At 64.2% G+C, this 20107-nt stretch carries 19 protein-coding genes; 7 read left to right on the top strand and 12 right to left on the bottom strand.

The genetic code is table 11. The features are described from left to right. Positions 1 to 126 precede the first annotated feature (126 nt). From GPL20_RS13490 to GPL20_RS13480, 3 genes are all read left to right on the top strand, one after another. Positions 127 to 2190 (top strand): hypothetical protein, encoded by a 2064-nt coding sequence (locus GPL20_RS13490; protein ID WP_157329968.1) that lies wholly within the window; start codon positions 127 to 129, stop codon positions 2188 to 2190. A gap of 143 nt (positions 2191 to 2333) precedes the next feature. Beyond that, entirely contained in the window at positions 2334 to 2738 is a 405-nt protein-coding gene (locus GPL20_RS13485) for a DUF2946 family protein (RefSeq protein ID WP_157329967.1), read from the top strand. Positions 2739 to 2882: 144 nt separating this feature from the next. Further along, positions 2883 to 5261, top strand: coding sequence for a TonB-dependent receptor (locus GPL20_RS13480; RefSeq protein ID WP_157329966.1), 2379 nt, complete (start codon positions 2883 to 2885; stop codon positions 5259 to 5261). A 265-nt stretch (positions 5262 to 5526) separates the two neighbouring features. On the opposite strand, the gene GPL20_RS13475 is transcribed toward GPL20_RS13480, so the two are convergent. From GPL20_RS13475 to GPL20_RS13455, 5 genes are all read right to left on the bottom strand, one after another. After that, positions 5527 to 6045, bottom strand: coding sequence for a GNAT family N-acetyltransferase (locus GPL20_RS13475; protein WP_157329965.1), 519 nt, complete (start codon positions 6043 to 6045; stop codon positions 5527 to 5529). Positions 6046 to 6102: 57 nt separating this feature from the next. Continuing rightward, positions 6103 to 7212, bottom strand: a complete 1110-nt coding sequence (locus GPL20_RS13470) for a hypothetical protein (RefSeq protein ID WP_157329964.1) — start codon at positions 7210 to 7212, stop codon at positions 6103 to 6105. A gap of 48 nt (positions 7213 to 7260) precedes the next feature. Continuing rightward, positions 7261 to 8412, bottom strand: a complete 1152-nt coding sequence (locus GPL20_RS13465) for a glycosyltransferase family 2 protein (protein WP_157330108.1) — start codon at positions 8410 to 8412, stop codon at positions 7261 to 7263. Between the two features lie 107 nt (positions 8413 to 8519). Then, positions 8520 to 9584 carry an acyltransferase family protein gene (locus tag GPL20_RS13460; protein ID WP_157329963.1) on the bottom strand — a complete coding sequence of 355 codons (1065 nt, stop codon included), beginning with the start codon at positions 9582 to 9584 and terminating at the stop codon, positions 8520 to 8522. Positions 9585 to 9659: 75 nt separating this feature from the next. Further along, entirely contained in the window at positions 9660 to 10151 is a 492-nt protein-coding gene (locus GPL20_RS13455) for an NUDIX domain-containing protein (RefSeq protein WP_157329962.1), read from the bottom strand. Positions 10152 to 10243: 92 nt separating this feature from the next. Here GPL20_RS13455 and GPL20_RS13450 point away from each other — a divergent pair, with 92 nt between their 5' ends. After that, a complete protein-coding gene (locus GPL20_RS13450) occupies positions 10244 to 11128 on the top strand; it encodes a metallophosphoesterase family protein (RefSeq protein ID WP_157329961.1) in 885 nt (294 codons plus the stop codon). A gap of 104 nt (positions 11129 to 11232) precedes the next feature. Here GPL20_RS13450 and GPL20_RS13445 read toward each other — a convergent pair whose 3' ends face one another. The 3 genes from GPL20_RS13445 to GPL20_RS13435 form a co-directional block, all read right to left on the bottom strand. Next, positions 11233 to 11787, bottom strand: a complete 555-nt coding sequence (locus GPL20_RS13445) for a hypothetical protein (protein WP_167533011.1) — start codon at positions 11785 to 11787, stop codon at positions 11233 to 11235. A gap of 182 nt (positions 11788 to 11969) precedes the next feature. Further along, positions 11970 to 12179, bottom strand: a complete 210-nt coding sequence (locus GPL20_RS13440) for a DUF4170 domain-containing protein (protein ID WP_008560963.1) — start codon at positions 12177 to 12179, stop codon at positions 11970 to 11972. A gap of 29 nt (positions 12180 to 12208) precedes the next feature. Next, positions 12209 to 13837 (bottom strand): isocitrate lyase, encoded by a 1629-nt coding sequence (locus GPL20_RS13435; protein ID WP_157329959.1) that lies wholly within the window; start codon positions 13835 to 13837, stop codon positions 12209 to 12211. A gap of 229 nt (positions 13838 to 14066) precedes the next feature. Here GPL20_RS13435 and GPL20_RS13430 point away from each other — a divergent pair, with 229 nt between their 5' ends. Further along, the gene (locus GPL20_RS13430; RefSeq protein ID WP_157329958.1) at positions 14067 to 15512 is read left to right on the top strand and encodes a helix-turn-helix domain-containing protein; all 1446 of its coding nucleotides are present in this window, start codon (positions 14067 to 14069) and stop codon (positions 15510 to 15512) included. A 146-nt stretch (positions 15513 to 15658) separates the two neighbouring features. Here the strand turns inward: GPL20_RS13430 and GPL20_RS38795 are convergent, their stop codons facing one another. Further along, entirely contained in the window at positions 15659 to 15952 is a 294-nt protein-coding gene (locus tag GPL20_RS38795; RefSeq protein ID WP_045005289.1) for an antibiotic biosynthesis monooxygenase, read from the bottom strand. A gap of 230 nt (positions 15953 to 16182) precedes the next feature. Here GPL20_RS38795 and GPL20_RS13420 point away from each other — a divergent pair, with 230 nt between their 5' ends. Both GPL20_RS13420 and GPL20_RS13415 read left to right on the top strand, forming a co-directional pair. Beyond that, entirely contained in the window at positions 16183 to 16986 is an 804-nt protein-coding gene (locus GPL20_RS13420; RefSeq protein WP_157329957.1) for a hypothetical protein, read from the top strand. 172 nt (positions 16987 to 17158) lie between these two features. Next, on the top strand, positions 17159 to 17506 hold the full coding sequence (locus tag GPL20_RS13415; RefSeq protein ID WP_157329956.1) for a hypothetical protein: 348 nt from the start codon (positions 17159 to 17161) through the stop codon (positions 17504 to 17506). Between the two features lie 85 nt (positions 17507 to 17591). Here GPL20_RS13415 and GPL20_RS13410 read toward each other — a convergent pair whose 3' ends face one another. The 3 genes from GPL20_RS13410 to htpX all read right to left on the bottom strand — a co-directional run bounded on the left by GPL20_RS13410 (position 17592) and on the right by htpX (position 19922). Further along, entirely contained in the window at positions 17592 to 17966 is a 375-nt protein-coding gene (locus GPL20_RS13410; protein WP_246250472.1) for a DUF3551 domain-containing protein, read from the bottom strand. Between the two features lie 208 nt (positions 17967 to 18174). Continuing rightward, positions 18175 to 18816 (bottom strand): tetratricopeptide repeat protein, encoded by a 642-nt coding sequence (locus tag GPL20_RS13405; RefSeq protein WP_157329954.1) that lies wholly within the window; start codon positions 18814 to 18816, stop codon positions 18175 to 18177. A gap of 137 nt (positions 18817 to 18953) precedes the next feature. Next, entirely contained in the window at positions 18954 to 19922 is a 969-nt protein-coding gene (gene htpX / locus GPL20_RS13400) for a zinc metalloprotease HtpX (RefSeq protein ID WP_157329953.1), read from the bottom strand. Between the last annotated feature and the right edge of the window lie 185 nt (positions 19923 to 20107).

The following is a 20107-nucleotide window of genomic DNA, read 5'->3' as shown; positions in this document are numbered from 1 at the left end:
CGCGCCCTGTCATTCCGGGATGGTCCGAAGGACCAGACCTCCGAGCGCAATTGCGCTTCGAGGAATCTCGAGATTCCGGGCTCGATGCTTCGCATCGCCCCGGAATGACGTTGATAGGTTTGTCTGATGAATTACGGCATCGCGTTCACGCCGCTTGTTCCCGCGATCGTTCTGTGGCTCGCACTCGCCGCCATCGTCGTCATCGCGCTCGTGCTGCTGCTTGCACGTGCGCGCGGTGCGGCCGTGCGCGTCGCCGCGCTGCTGCTGTTCCTGCTGGCGCTCGCCAACCCCTCCTTCACCCGCGAGGACCGCGATCCCCTCACCTCGGTCGCCGCGGTCGTCGTCGACAAGAGCCCGAGCCAGAACTTCGGCAACCGCAATCGCGAGGCAGCGCAGGCGCAGGAGGCGCTGGTCGACAGCCTGAAGAAGATCAAGGGCCTCGACGTCCGCGTCGTCGACGCCGGACAGGCCGACGGCGAGACCGACGGCACCCGGTTGTTCGGTGCGCTGGCGTCCGCCTTGTCCGACGTGCCGGTCGACCGCGTCGCCGGCGCGTTCCTGATCACCGACGGCCGCGTCCACGACATTCCGGCCAGTGCCGCCGCGCTCGGCTTCCAGGCGCCGGTGCACGCGCTGATCACCGGGCAGAAGGACGAGCGCGACCGCCGCATCGCGATCACGGCAGCGCCGCGCTTCGGCATCGTCGGCCAGAGCCAGACCATCACCTACCGCCTCGACGACCAGGGCGTCTCCGGCGAGCGGGCCAAGGTCACGATCCGCCGCGACGGCGAGGTCATCAACGAGCGCACGCTGGGAAGCGGCCAGAGCGCAAGCGTCGAGGTCGACATCAAGCATGCCGGTCCGAACATCGTCGAGATCGAAGCCTCGCCGCTCGAGCGCGAGCTGACGCCGGTCAACAACCGCGCCGTCGTCGCCATCGACGGCGTGCGCGACAAGCTGCGCGTGCTGCTGGTCTCGGGCGAGCCGCATTCCGGCGAGCGCACTTGGCGCAATCTGCTCAAGTCCGACGCCAGCGTCGACCTCGTACACTTCACCATCCTGCGTCCGCCGGAGAAGCAGGACGGCACGCCGATCAACGAATTGTCGCTGATCGCGTTTCCGACCCGCGAGCTGTTCCAGCAGAAGATCAACGAATTCCAGCTGATCATCTTCGATCGCTACGCCCGCCAGGGCGTGCTGCCGATCGCCTATTTCGACAACATCGCGCGCTATGTGCGCTCGGGCGGCGCGGTGCTGGTCTCGGCCGGCCCCGACTACGCCTCCAACACCAGCATCTGGCGCACGCCGCTGGATTCGGTGCTGCCGGCCGAGCCGGTCGGCGTGACGGAGAAGCCGTTCTATGCGCACCTGTCCGACATCGGCAAACGCCATCCGGTGACGCGCGGGCTGGAGGGCGCGGGATCCGAGCCGCCGCGCTGGAGCCGCTTCTTCCGCACCGTCGATACCCGTAATGCCGTCAACCCGCCGGTGATGACGGGCGCAGACGGCAAGCCGCTGTTGTTCCTGTCGCGCTTCGGCGAGGGCCGCGTCGCGCTGCTGCTCTCCGACCACATCTGGCTGTGGGCGCGCGGCTATGAGGGCGGCGGCCCGCATCTCGACCTGCTCAGGCGGATGTCGCACTGGCTGATGAAGCAACCGGATCTCGACGAGGAGGCGCTGCGCCTCCAGGTGCAGGGCAAGAACCTGGTGGTGGTGCGCCAGACCATGTCGGACAGCGTTCAGCCGGTCAGTGTGACCTCGCCGTCGGGCGCCTCGCGCGATCTGACGCTGAGCCCCGGCGATCCCGGCGAGTGGCGCGCCAGCCTGCCGGCCAGCGAGCTCGGCCTGTGGCAGGCGACCGACGGCACGCTGAAGGCGCTCATCAATGTCGGCCCGACCAATCCGAAGGAGTTTTCGGAAGTCACCTCCACCACCGAGACGTTGAAGCCGCTGGCACAGGCGACCGGCGGCAATGCCGTGCGCGTGGTCGACGGCACGAGCGTCGAGCTGCCGCGCATCGTGCCGGTGCGATCAGTGAGCGTCTTCGCCGGCGACGGCTGGATGGGGGTCAGGATGCGCGACGCCAGCGTGGTGAAGGGCGTCGGCGTGCTGCCGATCTTCGCCGGCCTGATCGGCCTCCTGCTGCTGCTCGGCGCCTTCGCCGCGACCTGGGTCCGCGAAGGGCGCTAGTTGCAGGAACGCCACATCGCGTGGCTGGCCCACGCGTGCCAAGCTGACAGCGGTTGACATCCGCTGACCGACCCTGCGATGTTACATTATAACATCGCGGCATCAGCGGATTGGCGCCTCGCGATGTGGGGTGGCGTTTCCAGATGAAGTGGGTCCGGTCGAATATCAGGCACGGCGCCCGGCTCGCGCTCTTCGCGATGCTGGTGCAGCTCGCGTTGACGTTCGGCCATAGCCATTGGTTCGCTCAGGCCGCCCCCCTCGCCCAGTCCTCGCTACAGCAGGCCGACGGCGCCAAGGGCGCTGCCGCGATCGATCGCGCCGCGGTTCAGAAGCAATCGCCTTCCGGCCCCCACCGCGAGCAGCCGGGCGACGACAATTGCGCGATCTGCGCCGTGGTCGCGATGGCGAACACAGTCGTGTTCGCGACGCCGCCCCTGCTGCTGCTGCCTCAGGCGGTCGAGCTGCTCCACCGCACCCTGGATGCCGAATTCAGCCACCTGAAATCGGCCGGCACGGCGTTCCAGCCGCGCGCCCCTCCGGCCTCCTGATCTCCAACGCTTGATCACGCCCGGGCTCGCCACACGCCGGCGAATGTCCGGGAGAAGTTGAAGTCGAATTCCGTCGCACCGCGACGGCAGGCCGCCTCCGATCAACACACATTCTTTCGGACGGCGCCTGATGGAATCAGGACCATGTCATTTGAATTGCGACGCGTGCAGCGTCTTGGCGGAGCAAGCCTGCTCCTGCTCGGCGCCGCCGCTACATCGGCGTCCGCCCAAGAGTCTGCGCAAGACAAATCGTCGACCGAGCTCCCCGCCGTCACCGTGACGGCCCCGAGCCCGATCGTGCGCAGAGCAGCGGTGGTGCCGTCCCGCACCGCAGGCCGCGGCACGCGAACCGCGCGGGTGCGCAGCCGCGAACGCACGGCGGAAGCCGCGCCGGCAGCTTCGGCGCCCGCAGCCGCCCCCCAGCAGGGCGTGCTGCCGATCGTGACCAACCAGTTCGCCACCGTCACGGTGGTGCCGAACGAGGAGATCCGCCGCGAGGGCGGCGGCCAGCTCGGCGACCTCCTGTTCTCCAAGCCCGGCATCACCGGCTCCAGCTTTGCGCCCGGCGCCTCCAGCCGGCCGATCATCCGCGGCCTCGACGTCAACCGCGTCGGCATCGTCGAGAACGGCACCAATGCGAACGGCGCCTCAGATCTCGGTGAGGACCATTTCGTTCCCGTTGATCCGCTTGCGACCAACCAGGTCGAAGTGATCCGAGGGCCCGCGGCACTACGTTACGGATCGATGTCGATCGGCGGCGTCGTTGCCGCCACCAACAACCGGATTCCGGATGCGTTGCCATCTTGCGCCGCCGCGCCGTTCCAAACCTATGGCCTCCCGACCAAGGCGCCGCTCGCAACGGCCACATCATCGCCCTGCTTGACGGCTGAGACGCGCACGTCGTTCGATTCGGTCAATCGCGGCGTGGAGACGGGAATTCTGCTCGATGGCGGCGGCAATAATTTCGCCATCCACGCCGACGCGTACGGCCGCAATACGTCCGACTATTACATTCCCGGCTATCCCTACCGCTTCGACAACACCCGGCCGGTCGGCAGTCGCCAGCCGAACTCGGCAAGCCAGGCGGACGGTGCTTCGATTGGCGGCTCGTACTTCTTCTACGGCGGCTTCATTGGCGCTGCGATCACGCAGAATGATGCGCTGTACCACATCCCCGGTATTGACGGTGCCGACCATCAGACCCGCATCGATGCCCATCAGACCAAGATCACCATGAAGGGCGAGTACCGGCCGGATGCAGCGGCGATCGATGCCGTTCGCTTCTGGGCCGGTGCCACCGACTATCGGCACAATGAGATCGGACTTGCCGACCCCGCCGACCTCAACAGCGACGGCATCAGGCAGACCTTCACCAACAAGGAGCAGGAAGTTCGCGTTGAAGTGCAGCTCATGCCGTTCAACGCGCGCTTTGCGGAGGTGACCACCGCCTTCGGTCTCCAGGCCGGACATCAGGAGCTGACCGCGCCAAGCCCGGACGATCCCGGTTCGCTCTTCAACGGGCTCTGGAACCCGAACCACAACATGCGCGAGGCGGGCTATGTCTTCAACGAGCTCAAATTCACCGACACGACCAAGGCCCAGGTCGCCGGCCGTATCGAGCACGTCGACTTGAGCGGATCGACGCCGAATTTCCCGGCTGATTTTCTGCCCAATGGTGATCCTCTGGCCAGCATGGCGCGCAACCTGCATTTCACGCCAAAGAGCGGCAGCGTCGGGCTCATCCAGCAACTGCCTTACGACCTCGTCGGTAGCCTCACCGCGCAATATGTCGAGCGCGCGCCGAAGCCTGCCGAACTGTTCTCGCGCGGCGCGCACGACGCCACCGCAACCTTCGACATCGGTAACCCCAACCTGACGATCGAGACCGCCAAGACAGTCGAGGTCGGCTTGCGCAAGGCGACGGGACCGTTCCGCTTCGAGGCGACTGCGTACTACACCCGCTTCGACAATTTCATTTTTCGCCGGCTCACCGGGGTCATGTGCGGCGAGGATTTCGCGTCGTGCGGAGCCCCCGACGCCGAGCTCAACCAAGCCGTCTACTCGCAGCGGAATGCGATCTTCCGCGGCGGCGAGTTCCAGAGCCAGATCGACGTCGGCCCGCTCTACGGCGGCATCTGGGGATTTGAAAATCAGTTCGACATCGTTCGCGCTACCTTCACCGACGGAACGAACGTACCCCGGATTCCACCGGCGCGCATCGGCGGCGGACTGTTCTGGCGGGACAGCAACTGGCTGACCCGCATCAACCTGCTGCACGCGTTCCCGCAGAGCAACGTCGCCGAGATCGCCGAGACGCCCACGCCCGGCTACAACCTCTTGAAGGCGGAAGTCAGCTACAAGACCAAGCTCGACCCGAACGTGTTCGGCGCGCGGGAAATGTATGCGGGCCTCGTCGGCAACAATCTGCTCAACGAGAAGATCCGCAACTCGGTGTCCTACAACAAGGACGAGGTGTTGATGCCCGGCATCGGCGTCAGGGCGTTCGCGAACTTCAAGTTCTGATCGGCCAAGGCCGGGGCCTCATGGGCCCCGGCAAACACCGTCATTGCGAGCGTAGCGAAGCAATCCAGACCGCCTCCGCGGGACGATTCTGGATTGCTTCGCTGCGCTCGCAATGACGGAGTATGAGGTGACGCCGGCACGTTTCTAAAGCGCGATGAGATTGGGATGAATCGTCATCGCGCTTTAAGTTGTTGTTTGAGCATGATCTTTTCGGAAAACCGCTGCGCACTTTTCCGGATCATGCTTTAACTCTCGGCGTCGTAGCCTACCCTGCCCGCGCCTTGCTCCAGTCCGGCACCACCGCTCCCGACACGCCCTCGAATGCGCCGTCGACGAGCTCGAACACGAGGATGCGCGCGGCGTCGACCGGGCCCGGCATGGTCACGCGGCCCTTGGGGACCTGCTTGAAGCCGACGCGGCTGTAATAGGGCTCGTCGCCGACCAGGAGCACGATGGCGTGGCCTTTTTCCTTCGCGTCCTTCAGCGCGCGCTCCATCAGGAGACGGCCGACGCCGCGGCCGCGGAACGGCGGCTCGACGGTGAGCGGTCCGAGCAGCAGCGCCGGTGTGTCGCCGACCAGGATCGGCAATTGCCGGACGGAGCCGACCAGCAGCGTGCCGATGCGGGCGGTGAAGGACAATTCGAGCAGATGGTCGACGTGCTCGCGGATGCGATAGGCGCTGAGCACGAAGCGGCCGGGCCCGAAGGTGCGCTCGTGCAGCCGCTCGATCGCCAGAGCGTCGCCGGCAGTCTCGGGAAGGATGGTGAGTGAGAGATCGGTCATGTCAATGCGCGGGATAGCACCTGAATGCACCGGGGTCCATCGGGCAATGCTGCCGGCTCACACATGTAGCTTCTGCCCGAGCCGCGCCTGCGTCGCAGGTTCGGCTGGTTGCATCACGAGGGCGAAACACACGCTCCAGGCCGAGAGCATCGTGATGGGAACGACATAATAGGGGGTGAACGTCGGATGGCCGACGAAGAAGATGAGATTGACGAGAAGATTGCCACCGACGACAAAGGCGACCTGTCGTGCTCCGCCCTGGCCGGTCCGCAACAGCCAGACGGTCGAGCCGACCGCGAGCAGGATCAGTGCAAACTGCATATCGTGCAGATACTGCGTCAGGACAGCGAGATCGATGTCGAGGGCCTTGGCGTCGTCGGAACTGTAGGTCGTCACGAACGGACTGCCGGCGTTGATTGCGTTCGCGACCAACGTCGGAATCATGCCGACGATGAAGGCGAGACCGAAGACCAAACCCTGCACGAACGTCGTGACCGTACGCGACCTGAGGAAAGCCACACCCAAAAACAGGACATAGCCAGCGACCAGGAACAGGTTCGGCAGCCTGAGATTGACCGACAATCCGAGCAAGAGACCGATCAGCAGGAGGAGCCAAACATTGTGCTTCGCCCTGATGAGCCATAGAGCAGTTAGATAGCCCACGACGGCGCAGAGCGCCATCGTGGGCGCAATCGAATAGCTGGCCTTTGCCGGGTTGATCATCATGTACACGGCAAGCGCGCCAAACACGCCTGCTCCCAAGGCCGACCAAATCGACCGCGCGTAAAAGATGGCGAGCAACGCGAAGCCGCAGACGATCAGATTGACGCTGACGTAGAGCGGCACCACCTGATGGCCTTGTGGAAACAGCGCGAGCACGAGCCCGGTGCCTGGCGGATATTGCATCACGTATTTTCCGCTGGCATTCGGGGGATGGCACGGTGCGGGGCTTTCCTCGGGGAAGCCTATCTCCTTCAGCTTGCCTTTCAGAAAGTGATCTTCATCCCGGGAGACATCCGTGTCGAGCCCGCCGATCCCATACAGCTGAAACAGGTGCGCCTGCCGCAAATAGCATATGTCGTCCCATACGCCGCGGGCTTCAGTCCAATGCGACGTCACACGAACGTTGCTGGCGAGGATCAGCAGACAGATCAGGCCGAACGCCAACTTGAGAAGCTTCATCCAATCACCATGACCCGGAACGCATGCATTAGACTAGGAGTGCTTGATGGACATCAGGCCGGCGAGGAAGCCGGCGAATACAAGTTGGGCCCCGACCGTGATCGCAGTCGTGGAAAGCGCCACGACACGGAGCAGGCTCGATACGTCGAGCGGCCCGAAATTGGCTTCGCCCCATTGGACAATAGCCGTGATCAGGCCGCCGATCCCGAGCACGAAGATCGCAGCCCCCCCAAAGACGAAGAACTCGAGCGTGCAAGCATCCAGCATGCGGCCATATCGCTCAGAAGGTGGAAGAAGGTTCATATCCTCAGCGAAACTGCGGGCAATGGTTGCGAAACAGATGCCTTGGATTCCCACGATGAGGCAGGTGCACGCAACGAGCATCGTCCGGATATCGAAGCCGATTCCGCCGATCCTGATCGGCCCGAAGAAGAGGATGCCGCTCAAAAGAGTACCGGCGGCGACGAGGAGCACGCCCGGGTAAAAGAACAGCCACCTCGGCGAATAGAGCAGCAAGAACTTGAGGTGACGCCAGCCATCGCGCCACGTCCTCAAGTGTGGAGGACGAGATCGGCCATCCTTCGACAGCGTGGTCGGCACTTCCGATATTTTCAATCCGACGAGCGTGGCACGAACAACCATCTCGCTCGCAAACTCCATTCCGGTGGTGCGCAGGTCCAGCTTCGCAATTGAATCCCTGGAAAAGCCCCGCATGCCACAATGAAAATCACGGAGAGGCGTGCGGAAGAACAGACGGCCCAACCAGCTCAGGATGGGGTTTCCGAGATAGCGATGAAGGAAGGGCATAGCGCCGGCTTCGATGCCACCGCGAAACCTGTTTCCCATCACCAGATCATCACCGGCCCGCAGGCGTTCCAGGAATGCATCGAGGCGTGCGAAATCATAACTGTCGTCAGCGTCTCCCATCACGACATAGCGGCCACGGGCCGCCGCGATACCGGCGCGGAGTGCTGCGCCGTAGCCGCGCATGGGGACGTCGATGACACGAGCGCCGCCGGCCTCAGCGATATGCTGCGAATTATCCGTGCTGCCATTATCCGCAATCAAAACTTCGCCCGTGATCTGGGCCCGACGAAGAAACGCCTGCGCCTTGGCAACGCAGACTGCCAGCGTTTCGGCCTCATTGAGGCAAGGCATCAAAATTGTCAGTTCGAGCTCAGGCATGGTCACCGACGGAGTGTCCCGACTTGCCTTACGCTTTTCGAAGGAGGTTCGGTCGTATCCATCGGTTCAACCAGTTTCGCTCGCATGCATGGGGACAGGTAGGACCGTTACTGTGCAACGGCGCGGTTGTGCAAGCCATTCAGACCTGCCAGCCGGCGACCAAGGTTAATCCCGGGAATTTCGATCAGCTTGTAGCAGGCCAGTGAAGGCACGGCCGCTGCGAGGGTAGTCAGCACTGATAAGGTCATCGCGGTTGCCCAGGGGTTCAGGTGCTCGAACCATCCAGCGCCCAGAGCTATCACGGGCGCGACCGTGAGCATGTGCAGCAAATAGAAGCTATAGGATATCCGACCGTAGAAGCGTACCAGAGGCCAATCGAGCGGTTTCATCATGGGTTGATGCGGCCACTGCGAAATCGCCAGCACGAGCAAAGCTCCGCCGATGCAGTCCATCAAGATCATCAAACCGGCGTCTTGCTTGAGCATGCCCGCCGCAAGGAACAGCGCTATGCCGAGGGCGGGAATCCAAGCCGACATCCGCAGGGACACGGAGCGCGCGATCTTCGGTCCCTCGAAATGAACGAGAATGCCTGCAAGAAACGCATAAAGCGGCGCCAAATTCGCGCCAATGAGATCGCGATACTGGCCAACGAACGACAGGCCAAACAGAACGGCAGCAACTGCGAGAAGAGGCGTCCTGCCGCGTTTCCTGTATGCTCGGACGGACATGAAGATCAGCGGAGTTGCGGCAATCTCGACCGTCAATGACCACATCACGCCATTGATGTCGCTCTTGATGAGAAGCATGTTGAGCAAGACGTTGAGGGGCGCAAACGAACCCTCAAAGCCAACATAGAATCCAAAGCGTTCATGAAGGAACGTGAGCAGGCCTACGACCGCTATGGACGCCGGCAAAAGACGAAAGGCTCTGTGCCTGGCAAAGGAACTGAAGGAGATGGAACTCGCCCTGTCGAGGCTTCGGGCGAGAACAAATCCGCTGATGACGAAGAAAACGACCACGCAGCCAAGGCCGTTGGCGAAGGCGAAATAGAGGCGCGAAAACCCTGAGGCCGGGTATTGCAAGTACATAACGCCGCAATGATAGACGGCGACCAGAACGGCAGCCACACCGCGAAGAGATTCAAGTCTCGGGATGAAGTCACTTTGCCCCATACGGCATCGTTCCTAACACAACAATAGCCCACGAAAAAAGGAGGTTCCTTCCGCCTTCGGCTCCGCATTGAAGCCTCACCGCCACGTCGCGATCGGCGGCTTGCCGTCCAGCACTTCCGCGATCCGCAGCCGCGTCCCTCGCGTGGTGCCCTCGGGCAGCGCGGCGCTGTCGAAGAACCCGCATTCCACGATCTCGTGGTTGGGCTCGGGCAGGCGGTCCTGCCTGAACTGCCTGACCACGTAGACCGCGACATGGTCGCGGCGGGAGACGTGGCTATTGAGGAAGATGCCGTGCAGCACCGCATCCGCGGTGAGATCGATATCGCCCTCCTCCTTGAGCTCGCGCCGCATCGCCTGCTCCATGGTCTCGCCGAAATCGACGCCACCGCCGGGCAGATACCAGCCGCTGATGTAGCTGTGCCTGACCAGGAACACCCTGTTCTCGGCATCCAGCACCACGGCGCGGACGCCGAGCGTCATGCCGCGAACGATCAGGAAATAGGCGTGGAAGATTCGCCGCAGCAGCGGCTCGAATTTCCGTCGCATCCGGTCCAGGCGATCCCCCATCAGTCTCCGTCGATGCCCCGATTCAGGCTTCGCTTGCGCGTTGCCGACGACCTTGCCATTACAGCGGACGAATAGCGAGGCAATCGCGCGCCATGGCCCCCTTCACGCTCGCCCATCTGTCCGACCCGCATCTGCCGCCGCTGCCGAAGCCGCGGCTGATCGAGCTCGCGGGCAAGCGCGCGCTCGGCTATGTCAACTGGACGCGCAACCGCCACAAGTACCAGCGCCGCGAGGTGCTCGACGCGCTCGTCGCCGATATCCAGGCGCAGGCGCCCGACCACATCGCCGTGACCGGTGATCTCGTCAACCTGGCCCTGGAAGCCGAGTTTGCGCCGGCCCTGGCCTGGCTCGAAAGCGTCGGCCCGCCCGACCGCGTCACCGCGATTCCCGGCAATCACGATGCCTATGTCGGCGCGACGCAACATCGCTTCGGCGAGACGTTCCTGCACTACATCGCCGCGGACACGCCTGACATCGCGACCTTCCCCGGCGTGCGCCGGCGCGGACCGCTGGCGCTGATCAGCCTGTCCACGGCGGTGCCGACCCTGCCGCTGATGGCGACGGGCACGCTCGGGCGCGACCAGCTCGCCTCGCTCGAACAGGTCCTCGAACGGCTCGCGGCCGAGGATGTCTTCCGCGTGCTGCTGGTGCACCATCCGCTGAAGTCCGCCGCGCGCCAGAAGCGGATGACCGACGCGACCGCGCTGCTGGCGGTGCTGAGGCGCCACGGCGTCGAGCTGATCCTGCACGGGCACGACCACATTCATTCGACGATGTGGTTCGAGGGCCCCAACGGCAACATTCCCGCAATCGGCGTGCCGTCGGCTTCCGCGCTCGCGCACGGGCGATACCCGGCGGCGGCCTATAATCTGTTCAGAATCGAGAAGGACAATGCCGGGTGGCGTTGCGAGCAGACGGTGCGGAGCCTGGGAGCCGGATTTCAGATCCAGCAGATCAAGCACGCGCGGTTGATTTAGCTCACCGTCATTGCGAGCGAAGCGAAGCAATCCAGGAATCTCTCCGCGAAGGCAGTCTGGATTGCTTCGTCGCAAGGGCTCCTCGCAATGACGACGGAGGAGCCTCACCAGCTCCGCAAGGCCGCAACCACGGCGACGCCGAACAAGGCGGCGGCGCCAAGAATGAACCCGAACACGAACGGCCACACGCGCGAACGGCGCGGCGGCGGCGCGGCCTCCGGCTTCGGCTCGGGCGGGACCACCATCGCGTGCTCGCGCTCGATCATGCGGCGCGCGACATAGTCGGTCACGGCTTCGACGATCACCGACGTGTCGTGCGATTCGGCGAGCACGATGCGGCCGAAGCGGGTGTCCTGGACGAAGCGGTACATCCGCTTGTCGCGCCCCATCACGATGTGCGCGACGACGTCGATCCAGAGTCTCGGCGTATCGCCCTGGCTGATGCCGCGGTCGAACAGATCGATCTGCTCCGGCACCTGCGCGAACAGGGGATCGAGCGCGTCGTTGAGGATCTCGAGCCGCGCCACCTCGGCGTCGCGCAAGTCGACGACGACGCCGGTCCGGTCGGCGGCCTCGATCCGCGCGCGCAACAGCGCATCGCGCAGCCGCACCGGGCGTGGCTGGCTGGGATGGGTCCCGCTGGTCTCGGGCTCTGACATGGTCGGCCTCGTCCTCAAACACTGCCATTAACCTATCAGCAACCATGATGGCCGCAAAGGGCCTACAATTCCAGATACTTACGGCACCCACAGACGTTTCACCTGTACCAAAAACAGACGATCCCACCCAGGCAGGGCCTGGATGGGACCGTCCGTCCTTGGACGTCTTCTTGTTCAGTGTGTCAGGCCGAGACCCGCGACGGCTCTTCCACGATCGAGAAGCGGACGCCGGCCTTGTGGCGGCTCTCTTCCGACACCTCGCGCCAGCAGTCCTCGGCTTCCTTGCGGGTCTTGAACGGACCTTTGACCTGGGCCGAGCCTTCCACGAGCTTGTGGAAGTTCATCGAACCGAACTCGCCGCCGATCACCCAGAAATTGCTGCCTTTGGTCATTGTCAGTCTCCTGTCGAATAGCGTCTGCGTTAGCCGAACTGGTTCATGGTGTTGTGGGCGCCGCCCGCCTTCAGGGCAGCCTCGCCGGCGAAGTACTCCTTGTGGTCGTCGCCGATGTCGGAGCCGGCCATGTTCTGGTGCTTCACGCAGGCGATGCCCTGACGGATCTCGGCGCGCTGGACGTTCTTGACGTAGCCGAGCATGCCCTGCTCGCCGAAATACTCGCGTGCGAGATTGTCGGTCGAGAGCGCCGCCGTGTGATAGGTCGGCAGCGTGATCAGGTGGTGGAAGATGCCGGCGCGCTTGGCCGAATCCGCCTGGAAGGTGCGGATGCGCTCGTCGGCTTCCTTCGCCAGAGGCGTGTCGTCGTACTCCGCCTTCATCAGCTCGGCACGGTTGTACTGGCTGACGTCCTTGCCGGCTTCCTTCATCGCGTCGTAGACCTGCCAGCGGAAGTTGAGCGTCCAGTTGAACGACGGCGAGTTGTTGTAGGCCAGCTTCGCGTTCGGCACGACCTTGCGGATGCGGTCGACCATCTTGGCGATCTGCTCGATATGCGGCTTCTCGGTCTCGATCCAGAGCAGGTCGGCGCCGTTCTGGAGCGAGGTGACGCAGTCCAGCACGCAGCGGTCTTCGCCGGTGCCCGGGCGGAACTGGTAGAGATTGGAGGGCAGCCGCTTCGGACGCATCATCTTGCCGTTGCGGTTGATGATGACGTCGCCGTTGCGGGCGTTCTCCGCCGTCACTTCCTCGCAGTCGAGGAAGCTGTTGTACTGGTCGCCGATGTCACCGGGCTTGTGGCTGACGGCGATCTGCTGCGTCAGGCCGGCGCCGAGCGAATCGGTGCGGGTCACGACGACGCCGTCTTCGACGCCGAGCTCGAGGAAGGCGTGGCGGCAGGCGCGGATCTTCGCGAGGAAGACGTCATGCGGCACGGTGACCTTGCCGTCCTGGTGTCCGCACTGCTTCTCGTCGGAGACCTGGTTCTCGATCTGGAGCGCGCAGGCGCCCGCTTCGATCATCTTCTTGGCGAGCAGATAGGTCGCCTCCGCGTTGCCGAAGCCGGCGTCGATGTCGGCGATGACGGGCACGACATGGGTCTGGAAGTTGTCGATCTTCTCGATCAGTTCCTTCTCGCGGGCCTTGTCACCGTCCTTGCGCGCCTTGTCGAGGCTGCGGAAGATGTCGTTGAGCTCGCGCGAGTCGGCCTGGCGCAGGAAGGTGTAGAGCTCCTCGATCAGCGCGGGCACCGAGGTCTTCTCGTGCATCGACTGGTCCGGCAGCGGGCCGAACTCGGAGCGCAGTGCCGCGATCATCCAGCCGGAGAGATAGAGGTAGGTCCGATCGGTCTTGCCGAAGTGCTTCTTGACCGAGATCAGCTTCTGCTGGGCGATGAAGCCGTGCCAGCAGCCCAGCGACTGGGTGTACTTGGTCGGATCGCCGTCATAGGCGGCCATGTCGGCCCGCATCAGCGCCGCGGTGTAGCGGGCGACGTCGAGGCCGGTCTTGAAGCGGTTCTGCAGGCGCATGCGCGCGACCGCTTCGGCCGTCACCCCGTTCCAGGTCGGCTGGGTCTTAAGGAGCGCCTGGGCCGCCTCGATCTCGCTCTGATACGAGGCCGGGCGCAGGGTGCTGATGCCGCGGGGCTGGTAGTTCATGTGCCTGATCCTTTCGTCGACGACGGCTATCTAAGCCATCGACATTTTTGACAGTGCATTGCGAAATGCGTGTCAGCAGCTAAACGCGAGAAACCGAACTTCGTACAGAGAGCTTGAATCCGAATGGTGATGTCATGTAACATCAGAACATGTCATAGATGTTATTTTGTAAAGTTTGTAAAAATATCGGTCAGCTAGACTGTCCTTGGATGCCTCAGGAGATCTGAAAATGCCCGCCGAGTCCGGGAAGAAACTGTTCGTCGGGCCCCGCTTCCGGCGGATCCGGCAGCAATTGGGGCTGTCGCAGACCCAGATCGCGGAGGGGCTCGGGATCTCGCCGAGCTACATCAACCTGATCGAGCGGAACCAGCGCCCGGTGACCGCCCAGATCCTGCTGCGGCTGGCGGAGGCCTACGACCTCGACCTGCGTGATCTTGCTACCGCCGACGAGGACCGCTTCTTCGCCGAGCTCAACGAGATCTTCTCCGATCCACTGTTCCGCCAGATCGACGTGCCCAAGCAGGAGCTGCGCGACCTCGCCGAGCTCTGCCCGGGCGTCACCCATGCGCTGCAACGGCTCTACGCGGCCTATACCGAAGCCCGCCAGGGCGAGACGCTGGCGGCAGCGCAGATGGCCGACCGCGACGTCGGCACGCGTTATGAGGCCAATCCGGTCGAGCGCGTGCGCGAGCTGATCGAGGCCAACCGCAACTATTTCCCGGAACTGGAGCAGGCCGCGGAGACACTGCGCGATGAGTTGAACGTGCCGGCCGAAGGGCTCTATGCGGCGCTCGCCGCGCGCCTGCGCGAAAAGCATTCGATCCAGACCCGCATCATGCCGGTCGACGTGATGCGCGAGACGCTCCGGCGGTTCGATCGCCACCGCCGCCAGCTGCTGATCTCGGAGCTGGTCGATCCGCCCGGCCGTGCGTTCCAGCTTGCCTTCCAGCTCGGCCTTGGCGAATGCGCGCAGCATCTGGAGACCATCATCGGCCGCGCCGGCCCGCTCGACGACGCGCCGCGCCGGCTGTTCCGCATCACGCTCGGCAATTACTTTGCGGCCGCCGTGATGATGCCCTACCCGGCCTTCCTCGCCGCGGCCGAAGCGCTCAACTACGACATCCACGTGCTGGCGCAGCGGTTCAATTCGGGCTTCGAGCAGGTCTGCCACCGTCTCACCACGCTGCAACGGCCGAACGCACGCGGCATTCCGTTCTTCCTGCTGCGCGTCGACAATGCCGGCAACGTCTCGAAGCGGTTTTCCTCCGGCACCTTCCCGTTCTCGAAATTCGGCGGCACCTGCCCGCTGTGGAACGTGCACTCGACCTTCGACACGCCCGATCGCCTGCTCAAGCAGGTGATCGAGCTGCCCGACGGCACGCGCTACTTTTCGATCGCGCAGATGGTGCGCCGCCCCGTCGCGCCGCACCCGCTGCCGCAGCCGCGCTTCGCCATCGGCCTCGGCTGCGAGATCCGTCACGCCGCGCGCCTGACTTACGCCGCCGGCATGGACCTGGAGAAGACGGAGGGCACGCCGATCGGCGTCAACTGCCGCCTCTGCGAGCGCGAGAATTGCGCCCAGCGCGCCGAGCCGCCGATCACGCGCACGCTGATCCTGGACGAGACGATACGGCGGGTGTCGAGTTTCGCGTTCTCGAACGCGCGGGAGTTGTGAGGGCGGCGCGCATCCGTCTCAGTCTCGTCATTGCGAGCGAAGCGAAGCAATCCGGACTGTTTCCGCAGTGACAGCCTGGATTGCTTCGTCGCCAGCGCAAAATTGCTTCGCAATTTTGTCACGGGCTCCTCGCAATGACGAAGGGCTCACGCCAGCGTATGCACGATCACCGGCCCCGCGGCGGCGCTTGCATGTCCGGCGAGCAACGAGCCCAGATCCTTCTCGATCCAGGCGATCGCACGCCGGTTCGCCTCCTCCGCCTGTTCGAACTTGTCGAAGATCGAGATCGCGGTCACGGTGTCGTCGCCGGCATAGACGACGTAGTAGGCGCGGAAACCGTCGACATCGCTGATGATCGGAACGGCGCCGTCCTTGATGCGGCGCGCCAGCTCTTCCGCGCTCCCGCTCTTCGCCTTGGCCTGACGGATGGCGGCATACATGGCATCCTCCTCCGGCTGTCTGGATCTACGGGCCTGGTTGCCCGGAGGCGGATGTTACGCCGAAGCGTGCGGCCGATCCACGCTTGGTTAACCCGGCACTAATCCGCCCGCACGATCTGCAACCAGCGGTTAAGCACGCCTCAACATCGGTGCCTTAGTGTTGCCCCACTCACTTTTCGCAAACGGCGACGACCTATTCTGCCGGGCGAAGTGACATCAGGGGGTTCATCATGCGCATTGCGTTGCTGCTGACGGCAACCATCGTCGGCGCGCTCTTCGCCAGTCCATCCAACGCCGGGCCGCTCGAGGCCGCTGGCGCAGCCAAGCCGTTGCCGCCGGGTTTCCAGAGCTACCGCGGCTACATGTTCGACCTGTCGGAGAATTCCGAACGCAAGGACGTCGACAAGCTCACCGAGAATCTGAAGCAGCAGATCGACGTCGTCGAGGCGTCCGGCCTCTCGCCGCGGGTGCTGCGCTTCTTCCATACCGTTCCGATCGTCGCAAGCGAGCTGGCCTGCCTTGACGAAGGCGCCGCGACCGCGTGCTACGGCAGGGTCACGCCGGACATCCAGCGCACCGCTCCGCGGGCGCTGACGGTCTGGGACCACGCCACGCAGCGCTGGACCAATCCCAATGCCGTCGACCTCGCGGTCGATTCGGGGCTCGGCGTCATCATGCTGCGGCCGGACATGATGCGCTACGAGAAGGAGGCCGTGCTGCTGCACGAGCTGCTGCACGCCTACCACGCGCGGCTGTTGCCGGACGGCTACGCCAACAAGGGTGTGATCGGCTACTACGCTCTGGCCAAATCCAAGGACCTGCTGCCCAAGGAATCCTATGCGATGAAGAACCCCATGGAGTTCTTCGCCGTGACCTCCAGCATTTTCCTGGCTGGAAAAAGCGAATTCCACGACCCGAAGTCGCGCGAGGCGCTGAAGGAGAAGATGCCGGACTATTACAAATATCTGGTCGGCGTGTTCGGCTTCGACCCCGACCCGGCAGCGTCAAGCGGCCCGGTTGCCTCGCTGAAGTGAGGCCGAGACGGCGCGCCAGGCGCCAGGCCACGTCAAGAGCCGCGCGAGAAGCGCGGCTTTCTTGTTTGTAAAGCGGAAGCTGCGGATGACGCACAGGCGGGAATTGCCAAGGGGGGCCTCGATCTGCATAGTCCCGCCCGCATCGATATCGTTTCGAAGAGGATGGAAGAACATGGCGGACGCCGACCTGGATGTCGTGATCCGGCAATTGGCCAGACAGCTGCATACGGGCCTGATGACCCGCGCCAAGGAGCGGCGGGATCGCTTCAACGGCCTTGCGGCCAAGGCCAAGGGCAAGGAGACCGGCGAGCGCTTCAAGATGATGGCCAAGGCCACGATGGAGCAGGCGAGCGCCGCCGCCAAGCGCCTCCAGATGTCCGCCGACAACGTCGCCGACAGCTACGCGCGGTCGATGCGGCTTGCCGCCAGCACGCCAATCGCGGCGAAGGTGGAGAAAAAGGCGAAGGAAAAGCCTGAGAAGAAGGCTGCGGGGAAGGCCAAAGGGAAGAAGACGAAGTAGTCGTTGCTCTTCCCTGCTCCCCGTCGCGGGCATCTCATCGCGCTTTAAGCGGCGTCCGTGCGCGAGCACGGCCGCCCGCCATCCGTCACATGTATCGCCTCACGCTATCGAGAAAACGCTGTTTCTCGCCCGGCGCGTAACCTTGGGAAGCTCCATAATACGGTTCATTGAATTGATTGTACGGTGCAGCCCGATAGTGGATCGGCGGCCTAGGTGGCACGTACGTTTGGCGATGATGACGCCGATTGCTCCCTCTGGCCGCCGTGCCGGCGTAATACGGGTTGAGGACGCACATCTGACCGTTGGCCGACGCCCGGCATTGCTCCATCGTCGTGTAGCTGCATCTATAGTAAGGGGTCATTCCGCGAGAAATGACGTTCAGGCAAACGGGATAAGCCGGGTCATATCTTTGCGCCCGGGCGTGCCCCGCTGTTAAGGCGATACTCGCTGTCAGGATCATCAAAGCCCATTTGCGCATTGGAACCTCCTCCAAGTCCGCACGACACGGGGTCCACTCTGGCCGCAATTCGGTATTGATCCAAATCAATACTCGCGGAATTGTTGACGCGCTCGCAGTGAGAGGCTGCGACAGTTTTGCTCGGCAAGGCTTCCGGAGTGTCACGGCGCGGTGGTCGCACCGGATTGCCGGCAGTCGCCAGCCCCAACTCTCACCGTCTCGGCGCTGCGACCTGTGTCGGCTCCGCACTTGCGAGTTCGGCGAGCCTGGCGCGCGCGGCCTCGCGGGTGCGGCCATCCTTGCCGGCGGGCAGCGCCAGAGCGGCTTCGAAATCGGCGCGCGCGTCGTCGGCCTGGCCGCGGGCAAGGTACGACAGCCCGCGGTCGAGGCGGGTCTGCGCATCCGACGGGTCGAGGCGGATCGCCGTGTTGTAGCTCAGGATGGCGCGATCGAGATCGCCCGTTGCAGCGAGCGCCAGACCGCGCTGATGATAGGGCGCGGCGAGCCTCGGATCATGCGCGATCGCTTCGTCATAGTCCGCGATGGCGAGCTCGAGGTCGCCATTCTGCCGGCGCGCCAGCGCCCGGTCGCGATAGAGCGAGGCACGGTTGGGATTGAGATGGATGGCCTCGTCGAAATCGGCGATCGCCCGCCGCCAATCGCTATGGCGCAACGCGATCCGCCCGCGCCCCTCATAGGCGAAGGCGATCAGCGAGCCGCGCAGCGGCGAGAAGCCGATCACGGCCGAGCAGATGTCGGGATCGTCCTCGTCACCGCAATTGACGACCATATGGGTGGACAAGCCAACGAGCACGCCCAGAACGATCAACGATGGTACGGCAACTCTGATCATCTTCGACGATGACCGGCGGTGAGCCGGCCACGCATCCCCTTTCGAAGGAATGGTCTCGTCGAGGTGTTAGCACCCGCTTCGATGATCCTGTGTGCGCCAGGTCACAAAGCCGGGCGCAATTTCCGATGGCGGTTCCATCAGCCCCAAGGGCCACGTGAAGGGCCACGTGAAGGGCCACGTGACGGACCGCGCGAGGACGAGCGGCCCCAGGGGCCTTGCGGCGGATAATTCTCGTTGGCACCGACGGACGGCCCCGCCTGCGCGCCGAGCTCGGCCGCCAGTTGCTGGAGCGCGGCGATGCGGTTCTGCGTCGAGGGATGGGTGGTGAAGAGATTGTCCACGCCATGGCCCGACAGCGGATTGATGATGAACATGTGCGCCGTCGCGGGATTTCGCTCGGCCTCGTAGTTCGGCACCTGATGCGCGGCACCCTCGATCTTCACCAGCGCCGAGGCCAGCCACATCGGCTGGCCGACGATGCGCCCGCCGAGATTGTCCGCGGCATATTCGCGGGTGCGGCTGATCGCCATCTGCACCAGCATGGCGCCGAGCGGGGCGAGGATCATCATCAGGATCGAGCCGACAATGCCCGGGCCGTTGTTGTCGCGGTGGCCGCCGAAGAACATGCCGAACTGCGCCAGCATGGAGATGGCGCCGGCGATGGTCGCGGTGATCGTCATCAGCAGCGTGTCGCGATGCTTGATATGCGCGAGCTCGTGCGCGATCACGCCGGCGAGCTCCTCGCGGCTGAGCTGGTGCATCAGGCCGGCGGTGACGGCGACCGCGGCGTTCTCGGGATTGCGGCCGGTCGCGAACGCGTTGGGCTGCGGCTCGTCCATCAGGAACACGCGCGGCATCGGCAAGCCGGCGCGGCCCGCAAGCTCGGCGACGAGGCCAACCAGCTCAGGCGCAGTCGAACGGTCGACCTCATGGGCGCCGTACATCGACAGCACCATGCGATCGGAGTTCCAGTAGGCGAAGAGATTGGTCGCCGCCGCAATGACGAGCGCGATCATGGCGCCGGTGGCGCCGCCGATCAGATAGCCCACGCCCATGAACAGGGCGGTCAGGGCTGCGAGCAGCATTGCGGTACGAAAATAGTTCATGGCCGTCTCCCAAGGCGGCCGCGGGCGAACCTCTGGCCGGCACCCAGCAGGTATGAACGCGGCCGCGCACCGCAAGGTTCGTGCGTCGCCCGGCCGCAGAACCATGGCGGCGCGGCCAGCCTTTCCGCCGTCGCGAAATCTTGACGGGAATTTGTACAAAAACACACGCGGACGCTTAGCGACCT

Source organism: Bradyrhizobium cajani (assembly GCF_009759665.1).
Lineage (GTDB): Bacteria > Pseudomonadota > Alphaproteobacteria > Rhizobiales > Xanthobacteraceae > Bradyrhizobium > Bradyrhizobium cajani.
Note: the sequence above shows the minus strand (reverse complement) of the source record. Positions and strands in the feature narration are given on the sequence as shown.

Coding starts and splice junctions, on each gene's coding strand:
- GPL20_RS13490 (WP_157329968.1), top strand. CDS start 127: ATGAATTACGGCATCGCGTTCACGCCGCTTGTTCCCGCGATCGTTCTG.
- GPL20_RS13485 (WP_157329967.1), top strand. CDS start 2,334: ATGAAGTGGGTCCGGTCGAATATCAGGCACGGCGCCCGGCTCGCGCTC.
- GPL20_RS13480 (WP_157329966.1), top strand. CDS start 2,883: ATGTCATTTGAATTGCGACGCGTGCAGCGTCTTGGCGGAGCAAGCCTG.
- GPL20_RS13475 (WP_157329965.1), bottom strand. CDS start 6,045: ATGACCGATCTCTCACTCACCATCCTTCCCGAGACTGCCGGCGACGCT.
- GPL20_RS13465 (WP_157330108.1), bottom strand. CDS start 8,412: ATGCCTGAGCTCGAACTGACAATTTTGATGCCTTGCCTCAATGAGGCC.
- GPL20_RS13460 (WP_157329963.1), bottom strand. CDS start 9,584: ATGGGGCAAAGTGACTTCATCCCGAGACTTGAATCTCTTCGCGGTGTG.
- GPL20_RS13455 (WP_157329962.1), bottom strand. CDS start 10,151: ATGGGGGATCGCCTGGACCGGATGCGACGGAAATTCGAGCCGCTGCTG.
- GPL20_RS13450 (WP_157329961.1), top strand. CDS start 10,244: ATGGCCCCCTTCACGCTCGCCCATCTGTCCGACCCGCATCTGCCGCCG.
- GPL20_RS13445 (WP_167533011.1), bottom strand. CDS start 11,787: ATGTCAGAGCCCGAGACCAGCGGGACCCATCCCAGCCAGCCACGCCCG.
- GPL20_RS13440 (WP_008560963.1), bottom strand. CDS start 12,179: ATGACCAAAGGCAGCAATTTCTGGGTGATCGGCGGCGAGTTCGGTTCG.
- GPL20_RS13435 (WP_157329959.1), bottom strand. CDS start 13,837: ATGAACTACCAGCCCCGCGGCATCAGCACCCTGCGCCCGGCCTCGTAT.
- GPL20_RS13430 (WP_157329958.1), top strand. CDS start 14,067: ATGCCCGCCGAGTCCGGGAAGAAACTGTTCGTCGGGCCCCGCTTCCGG.
- GPL20_RS38795 (WP_045005289.1), bottom strand. CDS start 15,952: ATGTATGCCGCCATCCGTCAGGCCAAGGCGAAGAGCGGGAGCGCGGAA.
- GPL20_RS13420 (WP_157329957.1), top strand. CDS start 16,183: ATGCGCATTGCGTTGCTGCTGACGGCAACCATCGTCGGCGCGCTCTTC.
- GPL20_RS13415 (WP_157329956.1), top strand. CDS start 17,159: ATGGCGGACGCCGACCTGGATGTCGTGATCCGGCAATTGGCCAGACAG.
- GPL20_RS13410 (WP_246250472.1), bottom strand. CDS start 17,966: ATGATCCTGACAGCGAGTATCGCCTTAACAGCGGGGCACGCCCGGGCG.
- GPL20_RS13405 (WP_157329954.1), bottom strand. CDS start 18,816: ATGATCAGAGTTGCCGTACCATCGTTGATCGTTCTGGGCGTGCTCGTT.
- htpX (WP_157329953.1), bottom strand. CDS start 19,922: ATGAACTATTTTCGTACCGCAATGCTGCTCGCAGCCCTGACCGCCCTG.